Source organism: Methanoregula sp., from assembly GCA_041645435.1.
In the GTDB taxonomy this organism is placed as follows: Archaea; Halobacteriota; Methanomicrobia; order Methanomicrobiales; family Methanospirillaceae; genus Methanoregula.
The window spans coordinates 293,948-317,880 of record JBAZQB010000004.1 but is presented as its reverse complement, the minus strand read 5'-3'; the positions used below and the strand labels follow the sequence as shown (position 1 = coordinate 317,880).

Below are 23,933 nucleotides of genomic sequence, written 5' to 3'. Positions count from 1 at the left end.
GAGATTATTACGGGGAGGGAGATACGAGACCGGTTTTTTAGTCCCGGTTCATTATCCGGGTTGTTTTTACTACGGGTCAGCAAAACGGTACGCCCCGTTCGGTACCGTAATCTCGAACCGTGCTCCCGTGCCCGGGGTTCCGGTCTCGGTTATCGTGATATCGGTTATTGCAAGAATTTCCCTTGAGAGGTAGAGACCAAGACCCGTATTTTTTCCAAAACCCCGGGTAAACAACTGTGGTTTGTCTTCTGCGGAAATACCCGTTCCGTCATCATCAACAGTAATTACCAGCATTCCGTTAACTTCTCTGTTCGTTACCCGGATAGCAGTCAGCTGCTCACCCCCGTATTTGAAGGAATTGTCGATAAGATTGTAAAACACCTTCTCGAGCAGGGGATCGGCAAAAATCTCCAGGTCTTGATCACCTGCGTCTACAGCGATGTTTTGCATCGGCAGCAGCGGAATAATCCTTGTGATTATCGTGTGGATATTCTGCCAGATGGGAGTATTCACACCCAGATCCTCATAATCCCTGGTAAAACTGATCTGGTGGGCAATGGCGCCTGCGATCTTTGCCTCCTTTGCAAAAAATTTTCTGAGCTCATCTGGTTCATTGATAGCATCTTCGCTGAGTTGGATATAGGTATTCAATGCCATGAGCTGGTTCCGGATATCGTGCCGGGTGATACTGGAGAGCAGATTGAGTTTTTTGTTGGTTGAGCGAATTGCAGCCTCCATCTTCTTTCGCTCGGTGATATCCCTTATGATCCCGACAATAAACTCCTCACCGGCAGTATTGACATACCAGGTCTTTTTGGTGCTGATTGTATGGGTATTTCCCTGCGAGTCTGTAATATGCTCCTCATTTTCATTTTCCCGATGGGAACGGAAGACCTCCTCGTCTTTCTCCCAGAATATATCAGCTTCTTCTTTTTTGAAAAAATCATAATCCGATTTTCCCAGCAGTTCTTCGCGTTTATGCCCGGAAAACTGGCAGAAACTGTCGTTCAGTTTGACAAAGCGGTGCTCGCGATCCTTGATAAAGAGGGGGTCTGCGAGAGTATTGATGACCGTGTCAAGGTATTCATTCGATTCCCGCAATGCACGTGCAATCTTTTTCTGGTGCGTGACATCCCGGATGGACTCGATCGCACCGGTGACTTCTCCATCCGGGTCAACCAGCGGCGTTGCACTTATCCAGAGTGAGAGGGGGGTGCCATCCACGCGGGTAATGTCTGTCTCGGTCTTGACGATATTTCCTTCGAAGTGGGCATGGGGATAGGCGGTTTTGATCCCTTCAGCATCCTGTCGCAGGACATAATCAATGAGGAGGGGGCAGGTCTGACCGGAAATCCATGCCATGTACGCATCTCTCCCTTTGCCGAGCATTTGCGCTGCCGGTATCCCGCTCATCAGTTCCATAGCATGGTTCCATGCAATAACATTGCCTGCCTTGTCAATAACCATCGTTGGATCAGGAAGGAATCCGATGATATCTGCCAGACGCTGGCTGGTTTCTCGATGGGCTTCTTCTACCCGTTTCCTTTCTGTGACATCTCTCCCGATAACCTGAATTCCCGCGACTGCTCCATCCTTCATGACAGGAGTTCCGGAAAATTCCATGACCGCATATTCCCCGTTTTTTCTCCGGAAACGGACCATGATCTGTTCGATGACAACTCCCCTCTCAAGATGCGGGATGGACTCCAGTAATTTATTGAGATCATCGGGATGAATAAAATCGGCAGGCAGCTTTCCGATGATTTCGGCTGGATCGTAACCCAGAATTCTTTTAACTGACGGAGAAACATAGGTTGCCCGCGCCTCCATATCGGTGAGTAAGATAATGTCGGAACTTCGTTCCGTCACACCCCGGAAACTGGTCTCGCTCTCCCTCAGTCGGGTCGTCAGGAACGAGACCACCGCTGCAATCAGGATAAACATGATGATCCGTCCCCCGGCAGACAACAGTACCCCGGGGAGGGTGGGGTCGAAGGAGAATATCATACCACAATAGATTGCTGAAACAGCGACTGAAAACTGGATACCGCGACGAGGAAAGAAGTATGCTGTGAGGATAATCGGGATGTAGAAGAGGTGCGGGAGTACGTTCGTTATTCCGATCGTGAGCCCGGAGCCGTTCAGGATCAGGATTATCGCGGTAATGGCTGCGATGAGTGCAACAAGTAAGTTCGGCTTTTTTTGCAGGCGATAAAAGAAAGAACGATCCATGAGCGTATACACCCCGTTACGGGACCAACGTGTTTATTCTTGAAAGACAGGGAAATAATACTATTGTTGTCAGGATCCTGTTCATCACGATTGTTATCCATAACTCTCCTCATATTATTTTCAAACCCGTGTAATGCTGCGCATGACCAGGCGCCGCCAATGGGTCGATGGAACACCGGTCTTCTTTGTACAGGACAATGGTATGGGTGTTGAATCCCGTATCTCGAATGGATCTTCAACCGGTTCGAGAAACTGAACAGTTCTACCGTGGGAATAGTCATCGGCCTTACAATCCGCCAAACGCATTATCGAAGCCCACAAAGGAATGATCCGGGCTGAACCGGAGGGGGCGGGGAAAGGAACCACGTTCCGGTTTACGCTCCCCATTGTGGAAACAAACACCGATAAGGATAATACCCGTTAAATAAAAGAGAGATTCCTATGGCTGAACTTACCGGCGAACCTTTACACATCCTGCTGGTCGAAGACAACGAAGCCCATGCCGAGCTGGTGATACGGGGCATGCGGGACCAGCAGGTGGCAAACAAGATCCATCACGTATCGGATGGCGAACAGGCCCTTGACTATCTTTTCGGGAGAGGGGCGTATTCGGATCCGGTAGAAAATCCCCGGCCCAATTTTGTCCTGCTCGATCTTCGCCTTCCCCGGGTTGACGGCCTCGAAGTGCTCCGGACGATAAAAACCACTCCTGACCTTCTCCGGATACCGGTGGTCATCCTCACCAGTTCCGATGCCGAGAGCGATATTGCCAAATCCTATGATTACCATGCCAACAGCTACGTGGTAAAACCCCTCGACTTCAGGACCTTTACAAAACTCATGAAGGATCTCGGGTTCTACTGGCTGGGTTGGAATGCAAAACCGATAAAGGACTGATTACGGGGGCATGCAGTCACGTTTCCTCCAGTGAAGTCCGAAGCGGGAACAAAAGTATCCCATATTCTTCTTCTTGAGGATGATACCGCCCACCAGGAGCTGTGCCTCCGGGCATTCAGGGACGATCCGGAACGGTTCCGGGTCTCGATTGCAGGAAATATCCTTAAAGCCCGGCAGATCATTGAGCGCGATCCCCCCGATCTGATCCTTGCCGACTGGCTTTTACCCGAAGGAAAAGGTCTTGAGATCCTGCCCTACAAGGATGGCAAAGTGACAATTCCCCTGATTATCATGACCAGTTTCGGGGACGAACACCTTGCCGTAGAGGTCATGAAGTCAGGGGCGATCGATTATGTGGTCAAATCTGCAACGGCGTTTCGGGATCTGCCCCATATCGTGAGGCGTGCTCTTAGGGACTGGGAAAATATCCACGAGAGGAACCGGGCGGAAGAGGCGGAACGGGACTCGCAGAAACGCTTAGCGGATATCCTCGGGTTCCTTCCCGATGCGGTGCTCGCGATTGATAATGATGGCCGGGTAATTGCGTGGAATGACGCATTAGCAAAGATGACCGGTGTTGCGGCTGTTGAGATGCTGGGGAAAGGCGACCATGAATACAGTCTCCCTTTTTATGGAGAACGGCGACCGACTCTCATTGACCTTGTCCGGAGGGACGATACGGAAATTGAGAGGAATTACGACTATATCCAGCGCGATAAGGGAAAGATAACCGCAGAGACGTTTATCCCTGCCCTCTATGGCGGGAAAGGGGCTTACCTGTGGGGTACGGCATCTCTCTTATCCGATGCCGCCGGAAAGCCTATCGGTGCGATAGAAGTGATCCGGGATATCACCGATCGCAAACGAGCGGAAGAGACCCTGCAGAAACGGGAAGCCACGCTTGAAACGCTCCTGAATGCCCCTCACGATACCATTGCCCTCCTTGACCGGCAGGGAATTATTATCGATATCAATACTGAAGGTGCCCGGCGGCTCGGAAAGACGGCCGGGGAGGCGGCCGGGCGGTGTGCCTATGATCTTCTGCCTCCCGATGTGGCGGAAGAGCGAAAAGTGCATATCGACCGGGTCTTTGATACCGGTATCCCCGCCATTTTTGATGATGAGCGGTCAGGCATGTATCTTCACAACGAGATATTCCCTGTCTTCAACCCGGAACATACGAAGGTGGATTATATCGCGATATTTGCCCGGGACATCACCGGGCAGAAACGGGCGGAACAGGCATTGCAGGAGAGCGAGGGGAAATACCGGTTCCTGATAGATAATGTCCGGGATATCATATGGCAGACCACACCGGACCTCACCTTCACCTACGTAAGCCCGGTGGCAGAAAACCTGACCGGCTACTCTTCCCAGGACCTGACCGGGACCTCGCTCCTTGGCATCCTGACAGAATCATCGGCCCGTGCTATCCGGGAACGACTCAGGAAGCGGATGGAGGAATATTCCCGTGGGAACCGGGATCTTGCAACGGTTTTTGAGATTGAAATACTGCATAAAAACGGGAGCACCCGCTGGTTTGAAGTCAGCTCGAACGCGGTAATCGGCCCGGGCGGATCCCTCGAAGGCTTCCAGGGGATCAGCCGGGATATTACAGAGCGGAAGCAAGCCGAGAAGGCTCTCATCGAGAGCGAAGTGCGGTTCCGGGACCTTTTCAACAACATGGGAGCCGGTGTTGTAATCTACGAAATGACACCGGATGGGGAGGACTTCATCATCCGGGATATCAATCGTGCCGGAGAGACGATAGAGCAGGTCAGGAAAGATGAGATTATCGGAAAGAGTGTTCTCGAAGTATTTCCCGGCGTAAAAGAGTTTGGACTATTTGCCGTATTCCAGCGGGTGGCAAAGAGCGGGATCGCAGAATCGCACCCGGTCTCGTTATATCACGACAACCGCATATCCGGCTGGCGTGAGAATTATGTCTATAAACTTCCATCCGGGGAGATTGTCGCGATCTACGAGGATGTGACCGAGCGCAAGCAGATAGAAGAGGAGTTGCAAGCCAAGGAGTACCAACTTTCAACAATCTATCGAAATATTTCTGAAGTCCTGTTTTTCTTATCTGTCGAAGAACATAATCGCTATCGTTTCCTTTCTGTCAATCAGCCATTCCTGGATATTACTGGATTAACACAAGAGCAGGTTCTCGGCAAATACGTTCACGAAGTCATTCCGGAACCGTCTTTGACATTGGTACTTGAGAAGTATAAACAGGCAATTCAGGACAATACAACCGTGACCTGGGAAGAGATTACAGAATATCCCGTGGGAAAAAAATATGGTGAAGTCAGGGTCACCCCGTTGATTGATGCAACGGGTCGTTGTACAAACCTTGTTGGAAGCGTGTACGATATCACCGAACGCAAGCGGGCAGAAGACATGCTCCGGGAGAGCGAGGAAAAATTCCGTTTCATGGTAGATGCATCACCGGATATGATATGGGAGATTGACAAGCAGGGAAATTTCACCTATATAAGTTCCCAGTGCGTTATCCAGCTTGGTTATGCACAGGAAGATCTTATCGGGAAATCATTTCTTACCCTTATCCAGCCGGAATCTGCCCCTGCCATTAAAAACAGGTTCCTTGCACATGTTCAGGAAAAGAGTTCCTTCAATACCCTTGAAGTTCCGGCAAACCGCCGTGATGGAAGTCCCTGTATCATCGAGATCCGTTCCGTTCCGATAACCGGAAATGAGGGGCAGTTGCTGGGATTCCGGGGGATTGCCAGGGATATCACTGAACAGAAAAAAACAGAACTGGCACTACGGGTGAGTGAAGAGAAAGCCCGGACCCTGATGAACGTACCCACTATAGGTGCCTTCATCATCGACAGCAAGGGGATACTGCTTGATGCCAATGAAACGGTCCTGAAGGGGTATGGCATAACAGCTGAAAAAATCCTTGGTACATCCGTCTGGAACCTGTTTTCCCCCCCGATGGCCAAACGCCGGAAATCCTGGGTGGAAGAAGCCATACGGAAAAAAGAGATGGTGCGGTACGAGGATGAAAATGAGGGACGATATCATAACGTGATTATCACCCCCCTGATCGACTCTCTGGGGGAAGTTCCCCGGCTGGCCATTATTGCATTCGACATCACCGCGTTGAAAAAGGCGCAGGAATCGCTGGTGGAGAGCGAGGAGCGGCTCAGGACCATAATCGAGCAATCTCCATCAAGCATCCAGATATTGTCGCCGGATGGCAGGACCATACAGGTCAACCGTGCCTTCGAGAAACTCTGGGGATTGACCCTTGAGGATTTGAAGGATTACAATATACTCATGGATGAGGAGCTTACCCGCATCGGAATAATGTCTTATATCAAAAGAGGTTTTTCCGGAGAGGCAGTTGCGATCCCCCTCGTCCAATATGATACCAGTCCGATCAAAGGAATCGGGCAAAAACGGTGGGTACTTGGTCATATCTATCCGATCCGGGATGCAGCCGGGGATATCCGTAATATCATTGTTACGCATGAAAATGTCACGGATCGTGAAAAGGCAGATAATCTCAGGAGAGCCTACGAAGCCCGGCTGGATTCCGCCATGGAAATCGGACGCCTCGCGTGGTGGGAGATGGACCTGCCGGATGGTGCAGTACGGTTCGATGACCGCAAAGCAATAATGCTGGGATATTCTCCCTCACAATTCCATCAGTACCAGGATTTTACCGCACTCCTGCATCCTGAAGATTATGAGCCCTCAATGAAGGCGATGAAAGACCATCTTGAGGGTAAAGTGGCGCGATATAATGCAGATTATCGCATCCTTGCATCAGACGGGACTTACCGGTGGTTACGGGATGTCGGGGGAATCACCAGGCGCCATCCCGATGGATCACCGGCAACAATTACCGGGATCGTCATCGACATTACGGCCAGCAAACAGGCTGAAGAGGCTGTTCGCACAACCGAGACGCGGTTCCAGGCCCTTATCCAGAACTCATCGGATATCATCCGCATCCTCGATCAGCATGGCCTGATAGTCTATGAATCCTCTTCTGCTGAAACTATACTGGGATACCCGCCCGGGTACATGATGGGAAAAGATCCTTTTGAGTATATCCACCCCGAGGATATCGAGCGGGTCAGAATGGATCTCAGGAGTGTGTATGAAAAGAAGAATGACGGGATCCCTACCGAGTTCAGGGTCCGTAAAGCTGACGGGGAGTATATCTGGGTCGATTCAATAGGGGTCAATCTCCTGGACATCGCCGGCGTGAACGGGATTGTAATCACAACACGCCCGATCCAACAGCGCAAACAAGCCGAAGAGCGGATGCTTGCGGCCCAACGGCTCTACGCGGTCCAGTCCCGGATCAACCAGGCCATTGTACGGGTAAAAGACCTCGAGACCTTTGCTGCCGAGATTTGCCGGATATCGGTTGAGTCCGGTCGCTTCCGGATGTCATGGATAGGCCTGATTGACTCCGAATCGGGCTCCATCCGTCCCATAGCCTATGCGGGGCATGAGGAGGGGTATCTCCAATCGATCAGGATTCGCATCAATGGTGACGACGAAAGCCTGGGTCCGACCGGCACTGCCCTGCTGGAAAAGCGGTACGATGTCTGCAATGATATCGACACCGACCCCCGTATGCAACCGTGGCGGGAAGAGGCGCTGAAACGCGGTTACCATTCATCTGCAGCATTCCCCTTCAGTCACCACGGCAAAGTGGTGGGGGCGTACATGATCTATGCATCCGGGAAGAATTTTTTCAATGAGACAGAGATCGCCCTTCTCGAAGAGATCGCGGTGAGTATCTCGTTTGCCCTTGATATGCTCGATGAACAGGCCGGACGCACGAAGGCGGAGAAAGCCCTGCGGGAGAACGAGGCGCGACTAGCCACGGCGATGGAGATTGCCGGTCTTGTCAACTGGGAGTATGATGTCGCATCCGGCATGTTCACGTTCGATGACCGGTTCTACGCTCTCTATGAAACAACAGCCGAACGCGAGGGGGGAAACCTGATGCCGGCTGAGACTTATATGCAGGAATTTGTTTATCCCGACGATCGCCCGGCTGTACTCGCATCGATTCAGAAAATTCTTGCAACAACGGATCCGGATTATGCCGGCCAGATTGAACACCGCATCACCCCCCGCGACGGGAGTGTCCATACCATTATTGCAAGGTTCGCCCCGATCATGAGCCCTGACGGAAAAGTTATCCGTACTATCGGTGCAAACCAGGACATCACCGACCTCAAGCTCATGGAATCTGAGATCCGTTCCTTAAACACCGTGCTTGAACAGCGGATCAAAGACCGTACAGAAGCTCTCTCAAAAGCAAATGAAGCGCTGGAAGAAGAGAACGCCCAGCGCCTGGAAACGGAGAGAAAACTCCAGACATCCTACGATGAGAAAGTGCTGCTCTTAAAAGAGATCCACCACCGGGTCAAAAATAACCTCCAGATCATTGCAAGTCTCTTAAACCTCCAGTCCCGGTACATCAAGGATGAATCGACCCTTGCTGCCATCCGGGAGAGCCAGAACCGGGTCAAAGCAATGGCGCTGGTCCATGAAAAACTGTACCGGTCTGAAGACATCGCCAAAATCAGTCTCCAGGATTACATCAGGTTCCTCGGCACCGGTCTCTTCCAGTTCTACGATGCCAAGAGCAGGGGAATCCGGTTCACGCTGGAGGTTCACGATGTCAATGTCGATATCGATTCCGCCATCCCCATCGGCCTCATCCTCAACGAACTGATCTCAAACTCGCTCAAATATGCATTCCCTGATGGCAGAAAGGGCGAAGTTGCCATCAGCGTGAAAAAGGAAGAACATACCATAACCATCCTGTTCCGGGACAACGGTATCGGGATTCCGGCAGAAATGGACTGGAGGGACACCCCTTCACTGGGCCTCCGGCTGGTCAATACGCTGGTCGACCAGATGAACGGAACCGTGGAACTCGACCGGACTTCAGGTACCCTGTTTACGATGGTATTGCATGAAAAGGAACCGCGGAGCCCGTCATGAAATCCCCGGATGTATCCCGGTTCCGGATCGCTGAACCCTGGTGGAGGGGAATTATCCTCGCGCTGTCTGTCGCAGTCATTATCATAACCATCTGGTGCCTGGCTAACGGGATCACCATCATCTTCATGCATCTCTATTATTTCCCGATCGTTTTACTTGCCTATCGCTACCGCTGGAAAGGGTTCGTTCCTGCCACGCTCCTTGCCCTTGCCTACCTCTCCATGGTAATCGCTTTTGATGCAAACCAGCCAGAGGTCATCCTTGGGGCGGTGTACCGGTTCTTTGTCTTTGTGGGTATTGCAGCAGTCATCGCATATCTCTCAGAGCAGCTGTACAAAGCTCAGCACAGACAGCAACAATCCGCAGAGATCAGGGAGCAATATCTCTCCCTTGCACCGGCAATTATCCTTGTGCTCGACCGGAACGGGGCGATAACGTTTCTCAACAGGAAAGGCGGTCAGATCCTTGAATGCCAGCCTGAAGAGGTGAATGGAAAGATCTGGGCCGACCTGTTCCTGCCGGAAAAAGACCGGGGGCGGGTGAAAAGGGTATTTTCACAGCTGATTGCCGGACAGGTTGAACAAAACCGGGTTTTCGAAAACCCGGTACTGACCCGGGGCGGCACGGAAAAGATCATCCGCTGGTATAATACCGTTCTTCACGATGAGAGCGGGGCTATCAAGGGAACACTTGGATTTGGTGAGGATATCACCCAGGAAAAATGGGCGCAGGACACGCTCCGGGAGATGCAGCAGTTCCAGGAGAGCGTGATAACAAACGCCAATGTCTGGATCTCGGTGCTCGAACCTGACGGCACCCTCCTTATCTGGAATGATGCTGCCGAGGCTATCAGCGGTTATAAAAAAACGGATGTCGTGGGAAAAAAAACAGTCTGGAAACAACTCTACCCGGAGAACGAATACCGGAAAAAAGTTACCCGGGAAATCCAGTCAATTATCGGGCGGGACACAATCCTTGAAAATTTTGAGACCGAGATCCGCTGCGCAGACGGGACAAAAAAGACGATTGTCTGGAATACCCGGGGTATGCGGAACACACAGGGAGTGGTTTCCAGTTTTATTGCCATTGGACGCGATGTCTCGGCACAGAAATCCGCCGAGTTCCGCGCCGGGGAGAGTTCGCGTTTCCTTGCTGCCATGATCGACACGCTTCCCATGCCCATCTTCTTCAAGGATAAAAACGGGAAATACCTTGGGTGCAACCCGCCGTTTGAGGAGTATATCGGGATAAAACGGGGGGATCTCATGGGTAAGACCGTGTATGACATATCACCCCGGGATCTTGCTGACAGGTATGCTGCTGCTGACCAGCAGATGTTTGATAATCCCGTTCCCCAACAGTATGAGACCCAGGTACCGTACGCGAACGGTTCCCGCCACGATGTTATCTTTTACAAAGCCCCGTTTTTTAATAATGACGGAACTCTTGGGGGCCTGATCGGGGCTTTCCTCGATATCACCGAACGCAAGCGGGCGGAAACAGCCGTGCGGGAGAGCGAGGAGAAATACCGTGCTTTCTTTACCACGTCGCGGGACTGTATTTTTATCACAACAATAGAGGGCAGGTGGGTGGATTTTAACGACGCAGCGGTTGACCTGTTCGGTTATGACAGCAGGGAAGACCTGCACAGGATCCAGATTCCTCAGATATATGCAAATCCCGAAGATCGGGATGCACACATCAGGTATATTCGTGAAAACGGGTATTCGTTCGAATATCCTGTTGATTTAAAGAAAAAAGATGGAACAATAATTAACACGCTTATTACTACGGTTGCCCGAAAGGATTCGACCGGAAAAACCATAGGTTTCCAGGGATCGATACGGAATATCACCGAGAAGAAAGCAATCCAGGATCGCATCAATGAACTGCTCCGCCAGCAGGAAGAGCAGGTAAGGATCATCAACACCAGCCCGGCTGTCGCCTTCCTCTGGAAAGCCGAAGAGAACTGGCCGGTCGAGATGGTGAGCGATAACATCTCCCTGTTCGGGTACACCCGCGACGATTTTCTCCTGGGTCAGATCCAGTACAGCGCCATTATCCATCCCGATGATCTCGTGCGAGTGAGCACGGAAGTGGAATACAACAGCAGCCACTATATCGATGACTATACGCAGGAATACCGGATCTTCGGGAAAAACCACGAGATATTCTGGGTAGCGGATTTCACGCATATCCGACGTACTGCAGACGGAAGCATCACCCACTATGAGGGAGTAATTCTCGATATCACTGAACGCAAACGGGCGGAAAAGGCGCTGCGCATGAGCGAAGCCCGCTTGCACACGCTGGTAGAGACGATCCCCGACCTGATCTGGCTGAAGGACAAAGATGGGATCTATCTCTCCTGCAACACCATGTTCGAGCGCTTTTTCGGTGCAAAGGAAACAGACCTTGTGGGAAAAACCGATTACGACTTTGTAGATCGCGAACTGGCAGACTCCTTCCGCGAGAATGATCGCAAGGCAATAGCAGCGGAAAAGCCCACAAGCAACGAAGAATGGATCACCTTTTCAGATGATGGCCACCGGGCCCTGCTGGATACCATCAAGACACCGATGTACGATAGCCAGGGAATGCTCATCGGCGTGCTGGGTATCGGGCGCGATATCACTGCGCGCAAACAGGCTGAAGAAGAACGGGAGAAGATCCGGTCGTGGCATGACGGGGTAAGCAGGATCCTTACCTCCATTCTGGCACCTACTCCGCTGGATGAAAAATTAAAAATTGTAACCGACGGCGTTATTAAAGTATTCGGAGCAGATTTCTGCCGCATCTGGATGATCGATAAGGGAGACCTGTGTAGTGCCGGTTGCATGCATGCCTACGTTGAGGAAGGGCCGCATGTATGCCGGTTCCGCGAGAAGTGCCTGCACCTGAGAGCAAGCAGTGGCAGGTATACCCATATTGACGGAAAAGCACATCGCCGTGTACCGTTCGGGGCCTACAAGATCGGGCTTATTGCATCCGGCGGGGAAAGTAAATTCCTCACGAATGATGCCCAGCATGATCCCCGGGTCCATGATCATGTCTGGGCAGAAAGACTCGGCCTCGTAGGATTTTCCGGCTATCAGCTGAAACCTCCCTCCGGTGAGGTACTGGGTGTTTTTGCTCTCTTTACGAAATTTCCGATATCTTCGGATATGGATGCCATCCTCGAAGTGCTGAGCCGTGCAATCTCTCTCGCAATCCAGAAAGATATTGCAGACAGGGCACTTCTTGAGAGTGAAAGACAGAACCGGGAGTCCCGGCAGCTCTTCATGGATATCATCAGTTTCCTGCCGGATCCCACGTTTGTCATCGACAGGGACGGGAAAGTTCTCGCATGGAACCGGGCCCTTGAACAGCTCAGTAGCGTTTCTGCCGGAGATATTATCGGTAAAGGGGACTTTGAGTACAGCATCTGGTTGTCCGGAAAACGTCGCCCGATCCTAATCGATCTCGTTCTCGATCCGGACAGGGATGCGGCACGGTTGAATTATACCCAAATCAACTGGGAGGGAAAGACCGTAACAGCGCAGACGGAGATCAACCGTGATGGCAGCGGGCACATAATTCCGCTCTCGCTTGTTGCATCCCCCCTGCTTGATGCCGAGGGCAGGATCACCGGAGCCATCGAGTCCATGCGGGACATCTCCCGTCTCAAGGAAACTGAAGCAGAACTTGAACGGATGAACCAGAACCTCGAAGAGATCGTCAGGGAACGTACCCGGACACTTGAAGACGAAGTTGTCCAGCGTAAGCGTGCTGAGAAGGACGTGCTGGCGGCGCTCGATTACACCCAGTCGGTTATCGAGGCAAATCCTGACCTTATAGTAGTCCTCGATGAGAAGGGTATTATCCTGGATATTAATGCAGCGGGAGAATTATTGTCCGGCATACCCAAAGAGAACCTGATCGGAACCTCATATTTCGGTTACCTTGTCGAAGACGGTACTCTCGCCAGTTCCTTTTTCAGTCTTTTAAAGGATGGCAGGATCGAGAATATTGTCCACCTGAAGAGGACAGATGGCAGCGCAACGCCGTTGTCCATTCATGCCATGGTGATCAGGGGGCGTGAAGGCAGAAAAGACCGGATCATCGTTGCCGCCCACGACATCACCCGCCAGAAGCAGGATGAGGAAGCCATACGGGCATCTCTGGATGAGAAAGTCCTGCTCCTCAGGGAAGTCCATCACCGGGTGAAAAACAATCTCCAGATCATCATCAGTTTAACCAACCTCCAGATGCGCCAGACCGATGATCCCGAAGTGAAAAAGATCATGTCCGAGACGCAGAACCGCGTGCGGGCAATGTCGCTGGTTCATGAAAAACTCTACCGTTCCGAGAGCCTGTCACGGATCGACTTTGCGGATTATACCCGATTCCTTGCAACCCAGCTCTTCTCCTATTTCGGTACGGATACGCGAAGGGTACACCTGGATTTTTCCATGGGTGAGATCATGGTGGACATAAACACTGCGGTTCCCCTTGGCCTCCTGATGAACGAGCTCATCTCCAATGCCCTCAAGCATGCCTTTCCGCAGGGAAGGGAAGGGGCGATCAGTATCCGTGGCGAAGATACTGGCGATCTCATCACGCTGGTTGTCCGTGATAACGGTATCGGGATACCGGCAGAGCTTGACTGGAAGAACACCACATCGCTGGGCATGCGCCTTGTGACCAGCCTTATCGACCAGGTTGACGGGACAATTGTGCTCGACCGGGATCAGGGGACAACTTTTACGATAACGATCAGGAGAATACCTACACCAGGTGAGGTTTAAATGATCGGAGGAAGGGGTGCACTGATACCGCAGCTATCGGATTGTGATTATCCGTTCGAAATAGAGAGAATCTGCCCTTCTCGTACCGCAGTATTGTTTTTTCTGGTGTGAATCATGAAATCCGGTGAATCCCCCCGTAAACCTAAAAAGAAAAACGCGACAGTGACCGGACAGGATCTTTCAGAAGCACTCCGCGAGGGCGAGGAAAGTTATCACGGTCTGTTCAACACGATCCAGCAGGCCATCTATATCCAGGATCACGAGGGAAGATTTGTCGAGGTGAACGACGGGGCCTGTGCCATGTACGGGTATAAACGCGAGGAGTTCATTGGCCGGACCCCTGAATTTCTGGCAGCACCGGGGCTCAATGATTTTTCCCTGATAAACGAAAAAATAAGGCAGGCATTGGCAGGGGAGCCCCAGCAATTGGAGTTCTGGGGCCGGCGCAAAAACGGGGAGATCTTTCCCAAGGATGTCCACCTCTACAAGGGAATGTATTTCGGAAAGGATGTCCTGACCGTTGTTGCCACCGATATCACCGGGCAGAAGAGGGCAGAAAAAGCACTCCATGAGAGCGAGGAGTATTACCGGGCGATCATCAATACCTCCCCGGATAACATCACCATTACGGATCTTTCCGGTACTATCCTGATGGGCTCTTCGGCCGGTATCGCCATGTTCGGGTTATCAGACCTGACTGAAGCGATCGGAAGAAAAATCACCGATTTTATTGTACCTGAGGAGTGGGAGCGTGTCCGTCAGGCTTTGGCTTTAATCGTAAAAACGGGAGTGGCCATAGGGGGATATCATGGAGTAAGGAAGGATGGAAGCGTGTTTCCTTTCGAAGCTCACATGTCCCTGATGCGGGACCGCAGGGGCAATCCCTGGCGCCTGATCTCCGTTGTACGTGACATCTCACAGCGCAAAGAACTGGAAGATTCATTAAGCAGCGCACTTGCCCGCAGCCATAGCCAGCAGCAGGTGACTGCCGATATATCGGCATCTCCTCTCGTCACTTCGGGCGAGGTTGAGGACCTTGCGCGGATGATCACAGAGCGGGCGGCACCCCTGCTTGGGGTAGAACGGGCAGGTGTCTGGATCTTTGACGAACAGGAAACCCGGCTGTCATGTATCGATCTCTTTGAATCAACTCCCAAAAAACATACGTCCGGTATAATCCTTCAGGAAAGCGAGTACCGGAATGAATTCGAAGCACTCAGGTCAGAAAAGTTCATTAACGCAGATAACCCGTTGACCGATCCCCGGACTGCCGGCTATGTCGAAGGTTATCTCAAACCCCTGCGGATAACTTCGATGCTGGATGCGGTTGTGAGAAGTTCAGGAAAGAACATCGGGCTCATCTGCTTCGAGCATGTTGAAAAACTGCACCACTGGGAGCCGGATGAATGTACGTTTGCCTGCCAGCTGGCTGACCAGATCGCCCTTGCGTTTACAAACCGGGAGCGAATAATGGCGCAGCAGACGCTGGTTGAAAGCGAGGAACTCTTCCGTGAAGTCTTCAACAACGCAAACGATGCAGTATTTTTACACGAGTTGACCCCGGAAGGCCCCGGGAAGTATATATTGGTCAACGATATTGCCCTCAGCTGGCTGGGATATACCCGCACGGAACTCCTGGACATGTCGCCACGGGACATCGTGCCGAAAGAAACCGGGGGAAGACTCATGCCGGAGGTAACGGCATTACTGGTAAAAACCGGGCATGCTACGTTTGAATCCGTGCACCAGCGAAAAGACCGGAGTACCTATCCGGTTGAAGTCAGCACCCATATATTTCCGTTAGGGAAAAGAACGGTTGCGCTCTCCATTGCCAGGGATATTACCAAGAGGGAAAAGGTACAGGATGCACTTTGGGAAAGTGAGGAGAAATACCGGCTGCTCGTCGAAACGCTCAACGAAGGTATCTGGGTCATTGACAAGGATGCACTCACTACGTATGTAAACCCGAAGATGGCAGAGATCCTCGGATATACAGCCGAAGAGATGAAAGGCCGCAATCTCTGTGAATTCATGGATGATGAGAGAAGGCAGATTTGCGAGGTAAATATTAAACGCAGGAAGAGAGGGATCAAGGAACAACATGAGTTTGAATTCTTAAAAAAGGACGGGACCCCGATCTTTGCCCGTCTAAAAACCAGCCCGATAACCGGAAAGGATGGGGAGTATCTCGGTGCAATCGCCGGGGTTACTGACATCACCGAACGGAAGCGGATAGAGGGAGCGCTGCGAGAGAGCGAGGAGCGACTGAGGCTTGCGCAGACCAGCGGAAACATCGGCATGTGGGACTGGATCGTCAAAACAGGAGATCTGCACAGGTCACCCGAACTTGAGGCCCATTATGGCCTGAGTCCCGGAACAATACGGACGTACGATGACTGGCGACAACGTGTTCATCCGGATGATATTGATACGGTTGAATCTGACCGGGACGCCGCGATCGCCTGTCATGCACCCTTTACCCCTCAGTTCCGGATCCTGCACAGTTCCGGTGAGATACGGTGGATGTCTGTACAGGGGAAGGCATTCTATGATGACGCAGGGGAAGTTTCCCGCGTGATCGGGATTAGTATCGACATCACTGACCAGAAGGCAGCGGAAGAGGCCCTCCGGGTTGCCAGTGCATACAATCGCAGCCTGCTGGAAGCAAGCCCAGACCCGCTCGTCACGATCAGCCCGGAGGGAAAAGTCACCGATGTTAATACGGCAACCGAGCGGATCACGGGATTATCAAGGGAGGCTCTCATCGGTACTGACTTTTCCCGGTACTTTACCAATCCGCAGAAAGCCAGCGAAGGATATGAACAGGTATTTCGCGAAGGTCATGTCCGAAACTACCCGCTGGAGATCCGTCATACAGACGGACATGTCATACCCGTGCTCTATAACGCAGCAGTCTACCGGGACGAGCAGGGAAAAATCAAAGGAGTCTTTGCCGCTGCACGCGACATCACCCTGCACAAAAAGGCAGAAGAAGCGCTCCGCCAGAGCGAGGAGCGGTACCGGCATCTTTTCGAAGCGGTCACCGACTATGTCTTTACGGTCCGGGTTAAAGCCGGGCGTGCTGTCAAGACCCTGCACGGGCCGGGCTGCAAATCAGTTACCGGTTACTCCACCCGGGATTTCAGCAGGGACCCCGGTTTATGGCTCCGCATGGTGGTTGAGGAAGACCGTGCAACAGTAACCACACAGGCAGAAAAAATCCTTGCCGGGAAAGAGGCAGGAGCTATAGAACACCGTATTGTGCATAAAGACGGGGAAGTCCGCTGGGTGATGAATACCCTGGTGCCCCGCTATGACGAAGCCGGAAACCTGATCGCATATGATGGCCTGATCCAGGATATTACTGCCCGTAAACAGGTAGAACTGGCACTCATGAAGAGCGAGACGCAGCTGAATGCGATCATACGGGCATCCCCGATCCCGATGTTTGTCATTGACGATCGCCATCAGGTAATCTCGTGGAACAAGGCCCTGGAAAGTACCACCGGTATTGCGGCAGGGGAAATGCTGGGGACAAACCTGCACTGGAAAGCGTTTTACCCGGCAGAACGCGCCTGCCTGGCCGACCTGCTGCTTGACAACACTCCTGAAAAGATTTCGGAGATGTACGCCGATAAATGGAAAAAATCAGAGATTGTCGAGGGAGCTATTGAGGTCACTGATTTCTTCCCCCACCTGGGATTGGGGGGGAAATGGCTCCATTTTATGGCTGCTCCCATAATCGACAGCGGGGGTAACCTGATCGGTGCGGTAGAAACTCTCGAAGATATCACCCGGCTGGTGATGGCCCGGCAGGATCTTAAGGAGAGCGAGGAGCGGTACAGCGCCCTCTTTACCAACAACTACTCGGTCTCGCTTCTCATTGACCCGGACACCGGCAGGATCATCGATGCAAATGACGCGGCAGTGCAGTATTACGGGTATTCCCGCGATCAGCTGATCGCCATGGGGATCTATGATCTCAACCGGTTACCGAAAGATACGGTAATCAAAAACCTCATACGGGCTAAAGGTCAGAAAAAGAAGCATTTCTTCTCCTCCCATTACCGGGCTGACGGAGAAAAACGCTACGTCGAGATCTATTCAGGCCCGATCACAGTACAGGGAAAACCACACTTTTACTCGATCATTCACGATATCACGGATCGCAGGCTGGCTGAACAGGAGTTAAAGGAGAGCGAATCACGGTACAGCGCCCTCTTTACCAACAACTACTCGGTCTCGCTTCTCATCGACCCGGACACTGGCAGGATCATCGATGCAAACGGAGCGGCAGTGCAGTATTACGGGTATTCCCGCGATCAGCTGACCGCCATGGGGATCTATGATCTCAACCGGCTGCCGAAAGATACGGTTGTCCGAAACCTCAAACAGGCAAAAGGTCAGAAAGAGAAGTATTTTTTCTCCTCCCATTACCGGGCTGACGGAGAAAAACGCTACGTGGAGATCTATTCAGGCCCGATCACGGTACAGGGAAAACCCCTTTTTTACTCGATCATTCACGATATCACGGAAAGGAAGAAGGCTGAAGAAGCACTCCGGCAGAATGAAGCCACCTTAAACGTCATTCTCCAGAGTTCCCCGATACCGAAATTCGTTATCGACCGGAATCATCGCGTGATCTCCTGGAATAAAGCGCTTGAAGAGACCAGCGGGATCAGGGCACGCGATATCGTCGGGACAACCCGGCAATGGATGGCGTTCTACGAAAAGGAGCGCCCCTGTCTTTCCGACCTGTTAGTGGACGGGGCAACGGAAAGGATCCCCCGGCTCTACCGTGACAAGTATAAAAAATCGGAACTTGTTGAAGGCGCCTACGAGGTGACCGATTTTTATCCCCGGGTGGGGAAAGACGGGAAATGGCTGCATACCATTGCTGCTTCTATCATTGATAATGACGGCACGGTTATCGGTGCGGTTGAAACACTGGAAGATATCACGGTGTTTACCCATGCCCAGCAGTCACTCAAAGAGAGCGAGGAGCGGTACCGTACCCTCGTCGACAAGCTCCCGGATTACGTGATCGTCCACCGCGATGGCATCCTGCTCTACGTCAATCCTGCAGCAGCAGCCCGGATGGGATATGATGCGGACTCGCTCACCGGCAAACCGATCCTCCCCTTCATAGCCCCGGAGTATCACGATACCATGCGGCAGGCTGTTTCCCTGCGGATGGCAGGCAAGGAACTTCCCTCGTATGAGTTGAAGATTGCTGCACAGGACGGAACCTACCGTACGGTCCTTGTCAATGGTTCAATGATTATTTACAGAGGCAGGCCGGCGGATCTTAACGTGCTTACGGATATCACTACCTTAAAGCAGGCTGAAGAGACAATACGGGATGCAAAGGAGGATCTCGAGAAGCGGGTGACAGAGCGGACCGAAGACCTGGTAAAGGCAAATGAACAGCTGACAACCGAGATCGCGGCGCGAACGAAAGCCGAGCAGGAGATCACCCGTTCCTTAGAAGAAAAAGAACTCCTGCTCCGGGAGATCCACCACCGGGTGAAGAACAATCTCCAGATCATTGCAAGCCTCTTAAATCTCCAGTCCCGGACCATCACCGATCCCAACGTGCTGGACTCGATAAAAGACAGCCAGAGCCGGGTGCGGGCAATGGCTTTGGTTCACGAGCGGATTTACCGTTCCCACAATATTGCAGAGATTAATCTCAAAGAGTACCTGACCTTCTTAACAAAACAGATATTACAGTTCTACAACATCCCGCAGCACCAGATCGGGATCATGGTGACCATGGATGATATCCTGTCAGATATCGATACCATCATTCCGGTGGGGCTTATCCTGAATGAACTGGTATCCAACTCGCTTAAACATGCTTTTCCCGAGGGGAGAAAAGGTACAATATCCATCGAATGTACCCCGCAGGAAGGGAACAGGCTCCGTTTTGTCTACAGTGACAACGGGATCGGCATGCCCGCCGGGTTTGACTGGAAGACCTCAGAAACCCTTGGCCTCCGGCTGGTGAACAGCCTTGTCGATCAACTGAACGGTACCATCGAAGGCAGCACAGGGGAGGGAACAACGTTTATTATAACAATCCAGCAGAAGCAGGATCCTGCTCCCTCATGAAGGGGTGCAGCCCCCATCACCACTGCAATCCTCTGAGGGCCGGCAGTGGATAGCAGCAGACAGGATATACAGCAGGGAAATGCAGTCACAGGACCTGATCACAAATTTCGCGCTATCCGTCTCAGGGGGATCTCTTTCATAGGCAGTATTCCGCACACGGGGGGATATAAAAGTATATGAGGGATATAATTAAGTTCAAATAAAAAGAGGCACTACTAGTCACGGGTAAGCCGGATTTCTGTGTGTTCCAATGAACCTGAGAAGTAAACTGCTCCTGGGAATCGGCATTGCGCTGATCGTCACCTTTACTCTCGTTGCTGTTTTTTCGTACCTTTCCATGGAACAGAGTTACCGCCAGCTGGAAAGACAGGAAGTCCACCGGGCCCTGGAGAGTACGGTCAGCTCCTTTGAGAGCGATCTGAAACATACCGATTCGATCACCCGCGATTATGCGGTATGGTCGGAAACCTACCGGTTTGCACAGGGCCAGAACCCGGGCTGGATCGACCAGAACATGGTAGAGGATTATTTCACCCGGTTCGATGTCGACTATGTGCTGGTATTCAACAGTACAAATCAGCTCGTTTTTGAGAGGGGGTATAATTCCGGTTCACATATGTTCGAGGCGGTGCCGGTATCCCTCGTGAACGATATCCGGAACCGGAATATCGCGGAGGGTATTATGAATTCCACGGAGGGAATCCACGGGGTCTTCGACAGCCCGGATGGCCTTTTCATCATCTCAACCCACTCGGTTCTCAATGATACTTTTGAAGGGCCGGCCTCAGGAAGCCTGCAGATCGTGCGCAGGATTGACCGCCACTACTTAGCAGATCTTACTACCCGGGCGGGATATTCGGTCACCATCATTCCGTCACAGGAAATTAAAAGAAACCCATCGCTTGCCGGTGTGGTATCCCTCATCACTTCGTCTTCACCGGTGGCAGTTGTACCAGAAACCTATGATACCATTTCCGGATATATCCATGTGAACGACCTGCAGAATCCTGAAGGATTTTATGTAAAGGTTACCGAACACCGCACGCTCTACCACGCCGGACGGGATACGATTTTTATCTTTCTCATGAGCCTGCTGGGAGCAGGAGTTTTCATCATCCTGTTTGTCCTGCTGTTCATAGACCGGATCGTTCTCTCCCGTCTCAATGCCATCATCAGTACGGTGCGGAAGAACAAGGAGACCGGGAACCACCAGGGAGCAAACAGCAGCAACCGTGAAGACGAGCTCGCCCGGCTCGCGCTGGAGATCGATCCCGTGTTTTCCCGGCTTGCCGAGTCCCGTACCGAACTCCTGGAAAGTGAGGAGCGGTACCGCACCCTCATCGATCAGCTCCCGGATTATGTCATCGTCCACCGCGACGGTATCCTGCTCTATGTCAACCCGGCAGCAGCTTCACACATGGGGTACGATGTGGCGATGCTCATCGGCAAACCGGCACTCATGTTCATAGCCCCGGAATACCATGACACCGTACGGCAGGCAATAGCACAGCGGATGGCAGGGGAGGAGTTCCCCCCCTACGAGATGAAGATCGCAGCACGGGACGGGACCTACCACCCCGTTCTTGTCAACGGTGCTATGATCAAATACGAAGGCAAACCTGCCAGTCTCAACGTACTTACGGATATTTTCTCTCTGAAAAAGGCTGAAGAGGCGATACGGCATGCAAACGAAGAACTGGAAAAACGGGTTGCCGAACGGACAGAAGCCCTGAGCAAAGCCAACGGGCAGCTGAATGCCGAGATAGCAGCACGGATGCGGGCAGAGCAGGAGATCACCCGCTCATTAGGGGAAAAAGAACTCCTGCTCCGCGAGATCCACCACCGGGTCAAGAACAATCTCCAGATTATTGCCAGCCTCTTAAATCTCCAGTCCCGGTACATCACCGATCCCAACGTGCTGGAATCGATCAAGGACAGCCAGAGCCGGGTGCGGGCAATGGCCCTTGTCCACGAGAGGATTTACCGCTCCCCCAATATTGCGGAGATCAACCTCAGAGAATACCTGGCCTATTTAACAAAACAAATCCTCTCGTTCTACAACATCCCGCAGCACCAGATCGCCATCACGGTGGCCATGGGGGACATCATGGCGGATATCGATACGGTAATTCCTGTCGGGCTTATGATGAACGAACTGGTATCCAACTCACTCAAACATGCTTTCCCGGAGGGAAGGAAAGGAGCGATATCCATCGAATGTCTCCTGCTGGAGGGAAACAGGCTCCGCTTTGTCTATAACGACAACGGGGTCGGCATGCCCGCCGGGCTTGACTGGAAGAACACAGAATCCCTTGGTCTCCGGCTGGTGAACAGCCTTGTCGATCAGCTGAACGGCACCATCGATCTCGGCACCGGGGAGGGAACGACTTTTATTATTGAAATACAGAAGAACCCTGCCAGCAAAACCGGGTGACGGGCAGAGATAAAAACAGGGGTATACCGGAATCACCGGCTGCATGAAGCAGGAGATCAGGCAGTACGATACCACTGCATGCACATCCTTAACGTCACAGGGCAGGTTTTGTCTTAAGTATGGAGCAACAATTATCTGGATGTATCGTCATTCATTGACTAAATAACAAGGAGTCAATCCATGGAACAGGCATCCATCTTCATTGTCGAAGATGAGCTCATCGAAGCTGAGGATATCCGCCAGACGTTAAAAGATCAGGGGTATTCAATAGCCGGGGTTACCCAATCGGGTGAATCTGCCCTGGAAATCTTAAAAGGAATCCATCCCGATCTGGTGCTCATGGATATCCACCTTGCCGGCACCCTTGACGGTATCGATACGGCAGAGCAGATCCGGACTCTATATCACATACCGGTCATTTTTCTCACGGCCCATGTGGATGATATCACCCTCGGGCGGGCAAAAGTCACCGAGCCGTATGGTTATATCCTCAAACCCTTTGATGATCGCGAGCTGCATTCAGCCATTGAGATGGCACTCTACAAATACCGGATGGAGGAGCGGGCACACGAGAATGAACGCACGATCCGAATCCTCGCCAATGCCATTCCCGACGCAGTCATGCTTCTGGATCGCAACCAGCAGATCATCGCCTTCAACGATGCCATGGCGCATCGGCTGAAAGAAAATTCAATCCTGAACGTGGATGAATCACCTGTCCGGTTTGACCGGAAGGGCATGTTTACCTCGTTAGAATCCAGGATAAAAGAGCTCCTCAGTTCCGGCCGGCCTGTCCGTTTTGAGGAAAAGACAGGAGATGAGTGGTTTGAGATCTCCCTTATGCTTATTGATGGAATGGCGGGCGAAAATCCCCGTATTTTTATCCAGTATCACGATATTACCGACCATAAGAAAATAGAGGAGCACCTTAAGAAGGAAGGAATAACCCAGCTCGAGCTGAATATGGAGCGGTTCCAGATCTTAAACGACCAGATCAGAAACCCGCTCCAGGCAATACTGGGATATGTACACCTTGACTGTTCCCAGAACCGGAAGCAGATCCTGGAACAGATCGAGCTGATTAACACCCTTGTTGACCATCTCGATCGTGGCTGGGTTGAGTCCGAAAAAGTACGGCGTTTCCTCATCCGTCACTACCGGGAGGTTCCCGATGAAATGCCAGAACCGGAGATCGGGAGAAGATGAAGGACGTACATGATGGACATCACACGGCTTGTCGAGGATGTTCCCGCTATCCGTCAAATCTGCGCCGCGCACCGGGATATGCATTGATAAAAGACTCTTTTAACCGGGAGTGAGCCGGAATGCCTGGACCGGTTAAAGACGCACATGCACAACCACCTGCCGGAGGAAAGATGAGGGATGTTGACCGATCCGGACAGGAGAAATACGCATAATATATCGGAACTGTTATCAGGATAATCAGAAGAACGATTACACAA

The 23,933-nt window shown here is 52.0% G+C and carries 7 protein-coding genes; 6 read left to right on the top strand and 1 reads right to left on the bottom strand.

Annotated elements, in window-relative coordinates; translation table 11 throughout:
* Positions 1-69 precede the first annotated feature (69 nt).
* A complete protein-coding gene (locus tag WC593_10405; GenBank protein MFA4825552.1) occupies positions 70-2,232 on the bottom strand; it encodes a PAS domain S-box protein in 2,163 nt (720 codons plus the stop codon).
* Between the two features lie 441 nt (positions 2,233-2,673).
* On the opposite strand from WC593_10405, the gene WC593_10400 reads away from it, so the two are divergent.
* The 6 genes from WC593_10400 to WC593_10375 all read left to right on the top strand — a co-directional run bounded on the left by WC593_10400 (position 2,674) and on the right by WC593_10375 (position 23,676).
* On the top strand, positions 2,674-3,129 hold the full coding sequence (locus WC593_10400; GenBank protein MFA4825551.1) for a response regulator: 456 nt from the start codon (positions 2,674-2,676) through the stop codon (positions 3,127-3,129).
* Positions 3,130-3,159: 30 nt separating this feature from the next.
* Entirely contained in the window at positions 3,160-9,135 is a 5,976-nt protein-coding gene (locus tag WC593_10395; protein ID MFA4825550.1) for a PAS domain S-box protein, read from the top strand.
* A complete protein-coding gene (locus WC593_10390; protein ID MFA4825549.1) occupies positions 9,132-13,922 on the top strand; it encodes a PAS domain S-box protein in 4,791 nt (1,596 codons plus the stop codon). The genes WC593_10395 and WC593_10390 overlap by 4 nt, the downstream gene beginning before the upstream one ends.
* Before the next feature lie 114 nt (positions 13,923-14,036).
* Positions 14,037-20,036 (top strand): PAS domain S-box protein, encoded by a 6,000-nt coding sequence (locus tag WC593_10385; protein ID MFA4825548.1) that lies wholly within the window; start codon positions 14,037-14,039, stop codon positions 20,034-20,036.
* A 250-nt stretch (positions 20,037-20,286) separates the two neighbouring features.
* Positions 20,287-22,470 (top strand): CHASE4 domain-containing protein, encoded by a 2,184-nt coding sequence (locus tag WC593_10380; protein MFA4825547.1) that lies wholly within the window; start codon positions 20,287-20,289, stop codon positions 22,468-22,470.
* Between the two features lie 180 nt (positions 22,471-22,650).
* Positions 22,651-23,676 (top strand): response regulator, encoded by a 1,026-nt coding sequence (locus WC593_10375; protein ID MFA4825546.1) that lies wholly within the window; start codon positions 22,651-22,653, stop codon positions 23,674-23,676.
* Positions 23,677-23,933 lie beyond the last annotated feature (257 nt).

What these genes read in the sequence shown, in the direction of transcription:
- WC593_10405 (MFA4825552.1), bottom strand. Translation starts at nt 2,232, where the DNA reads ATGGATCGTTCTTTCTTTTATCGCCTGCAAAAAAAGCCGAACTTACTT.
- WC593_10400 (MFA4825551.1), top strand. Translation starts at nt 2,674, where the DNA reads ATGGCTGAACTTACCGGCGAACCTTTACACATCCTGCTGGTCGAAGAC.
- WC593_10390 (MFA4825549.1), top strand. Translation starts at nt 9,132, where the DNA reads ATGAAATCCCCGGATGTATCCCGGTTCCGGATCGCTGAACCCTGGTGG.
- WC593_10385 (MFA4825548.1), top strand. Translation starts at nt 14,037, where the DNA reads ATGAAATCCGGTGAATCCCCCCGTAAACCTAAAAAGAAAAACGCGACA.
- WC593_10380 (MFA4825547.1), top strand. Translation starts at nt 20,287, where the DNA reads ATGAACCTGAGAAGTAAACTGCTCCTGGGAATCGGCATTGCGCTGATC.
- WC593_10375 (MFA4825546.1), top strand. Translation starts at nt 22,651, where the DNA reads ATGGAACAGGCATCCATCTTCATTGTCGAAGATGAGCTCATCGAAGCT.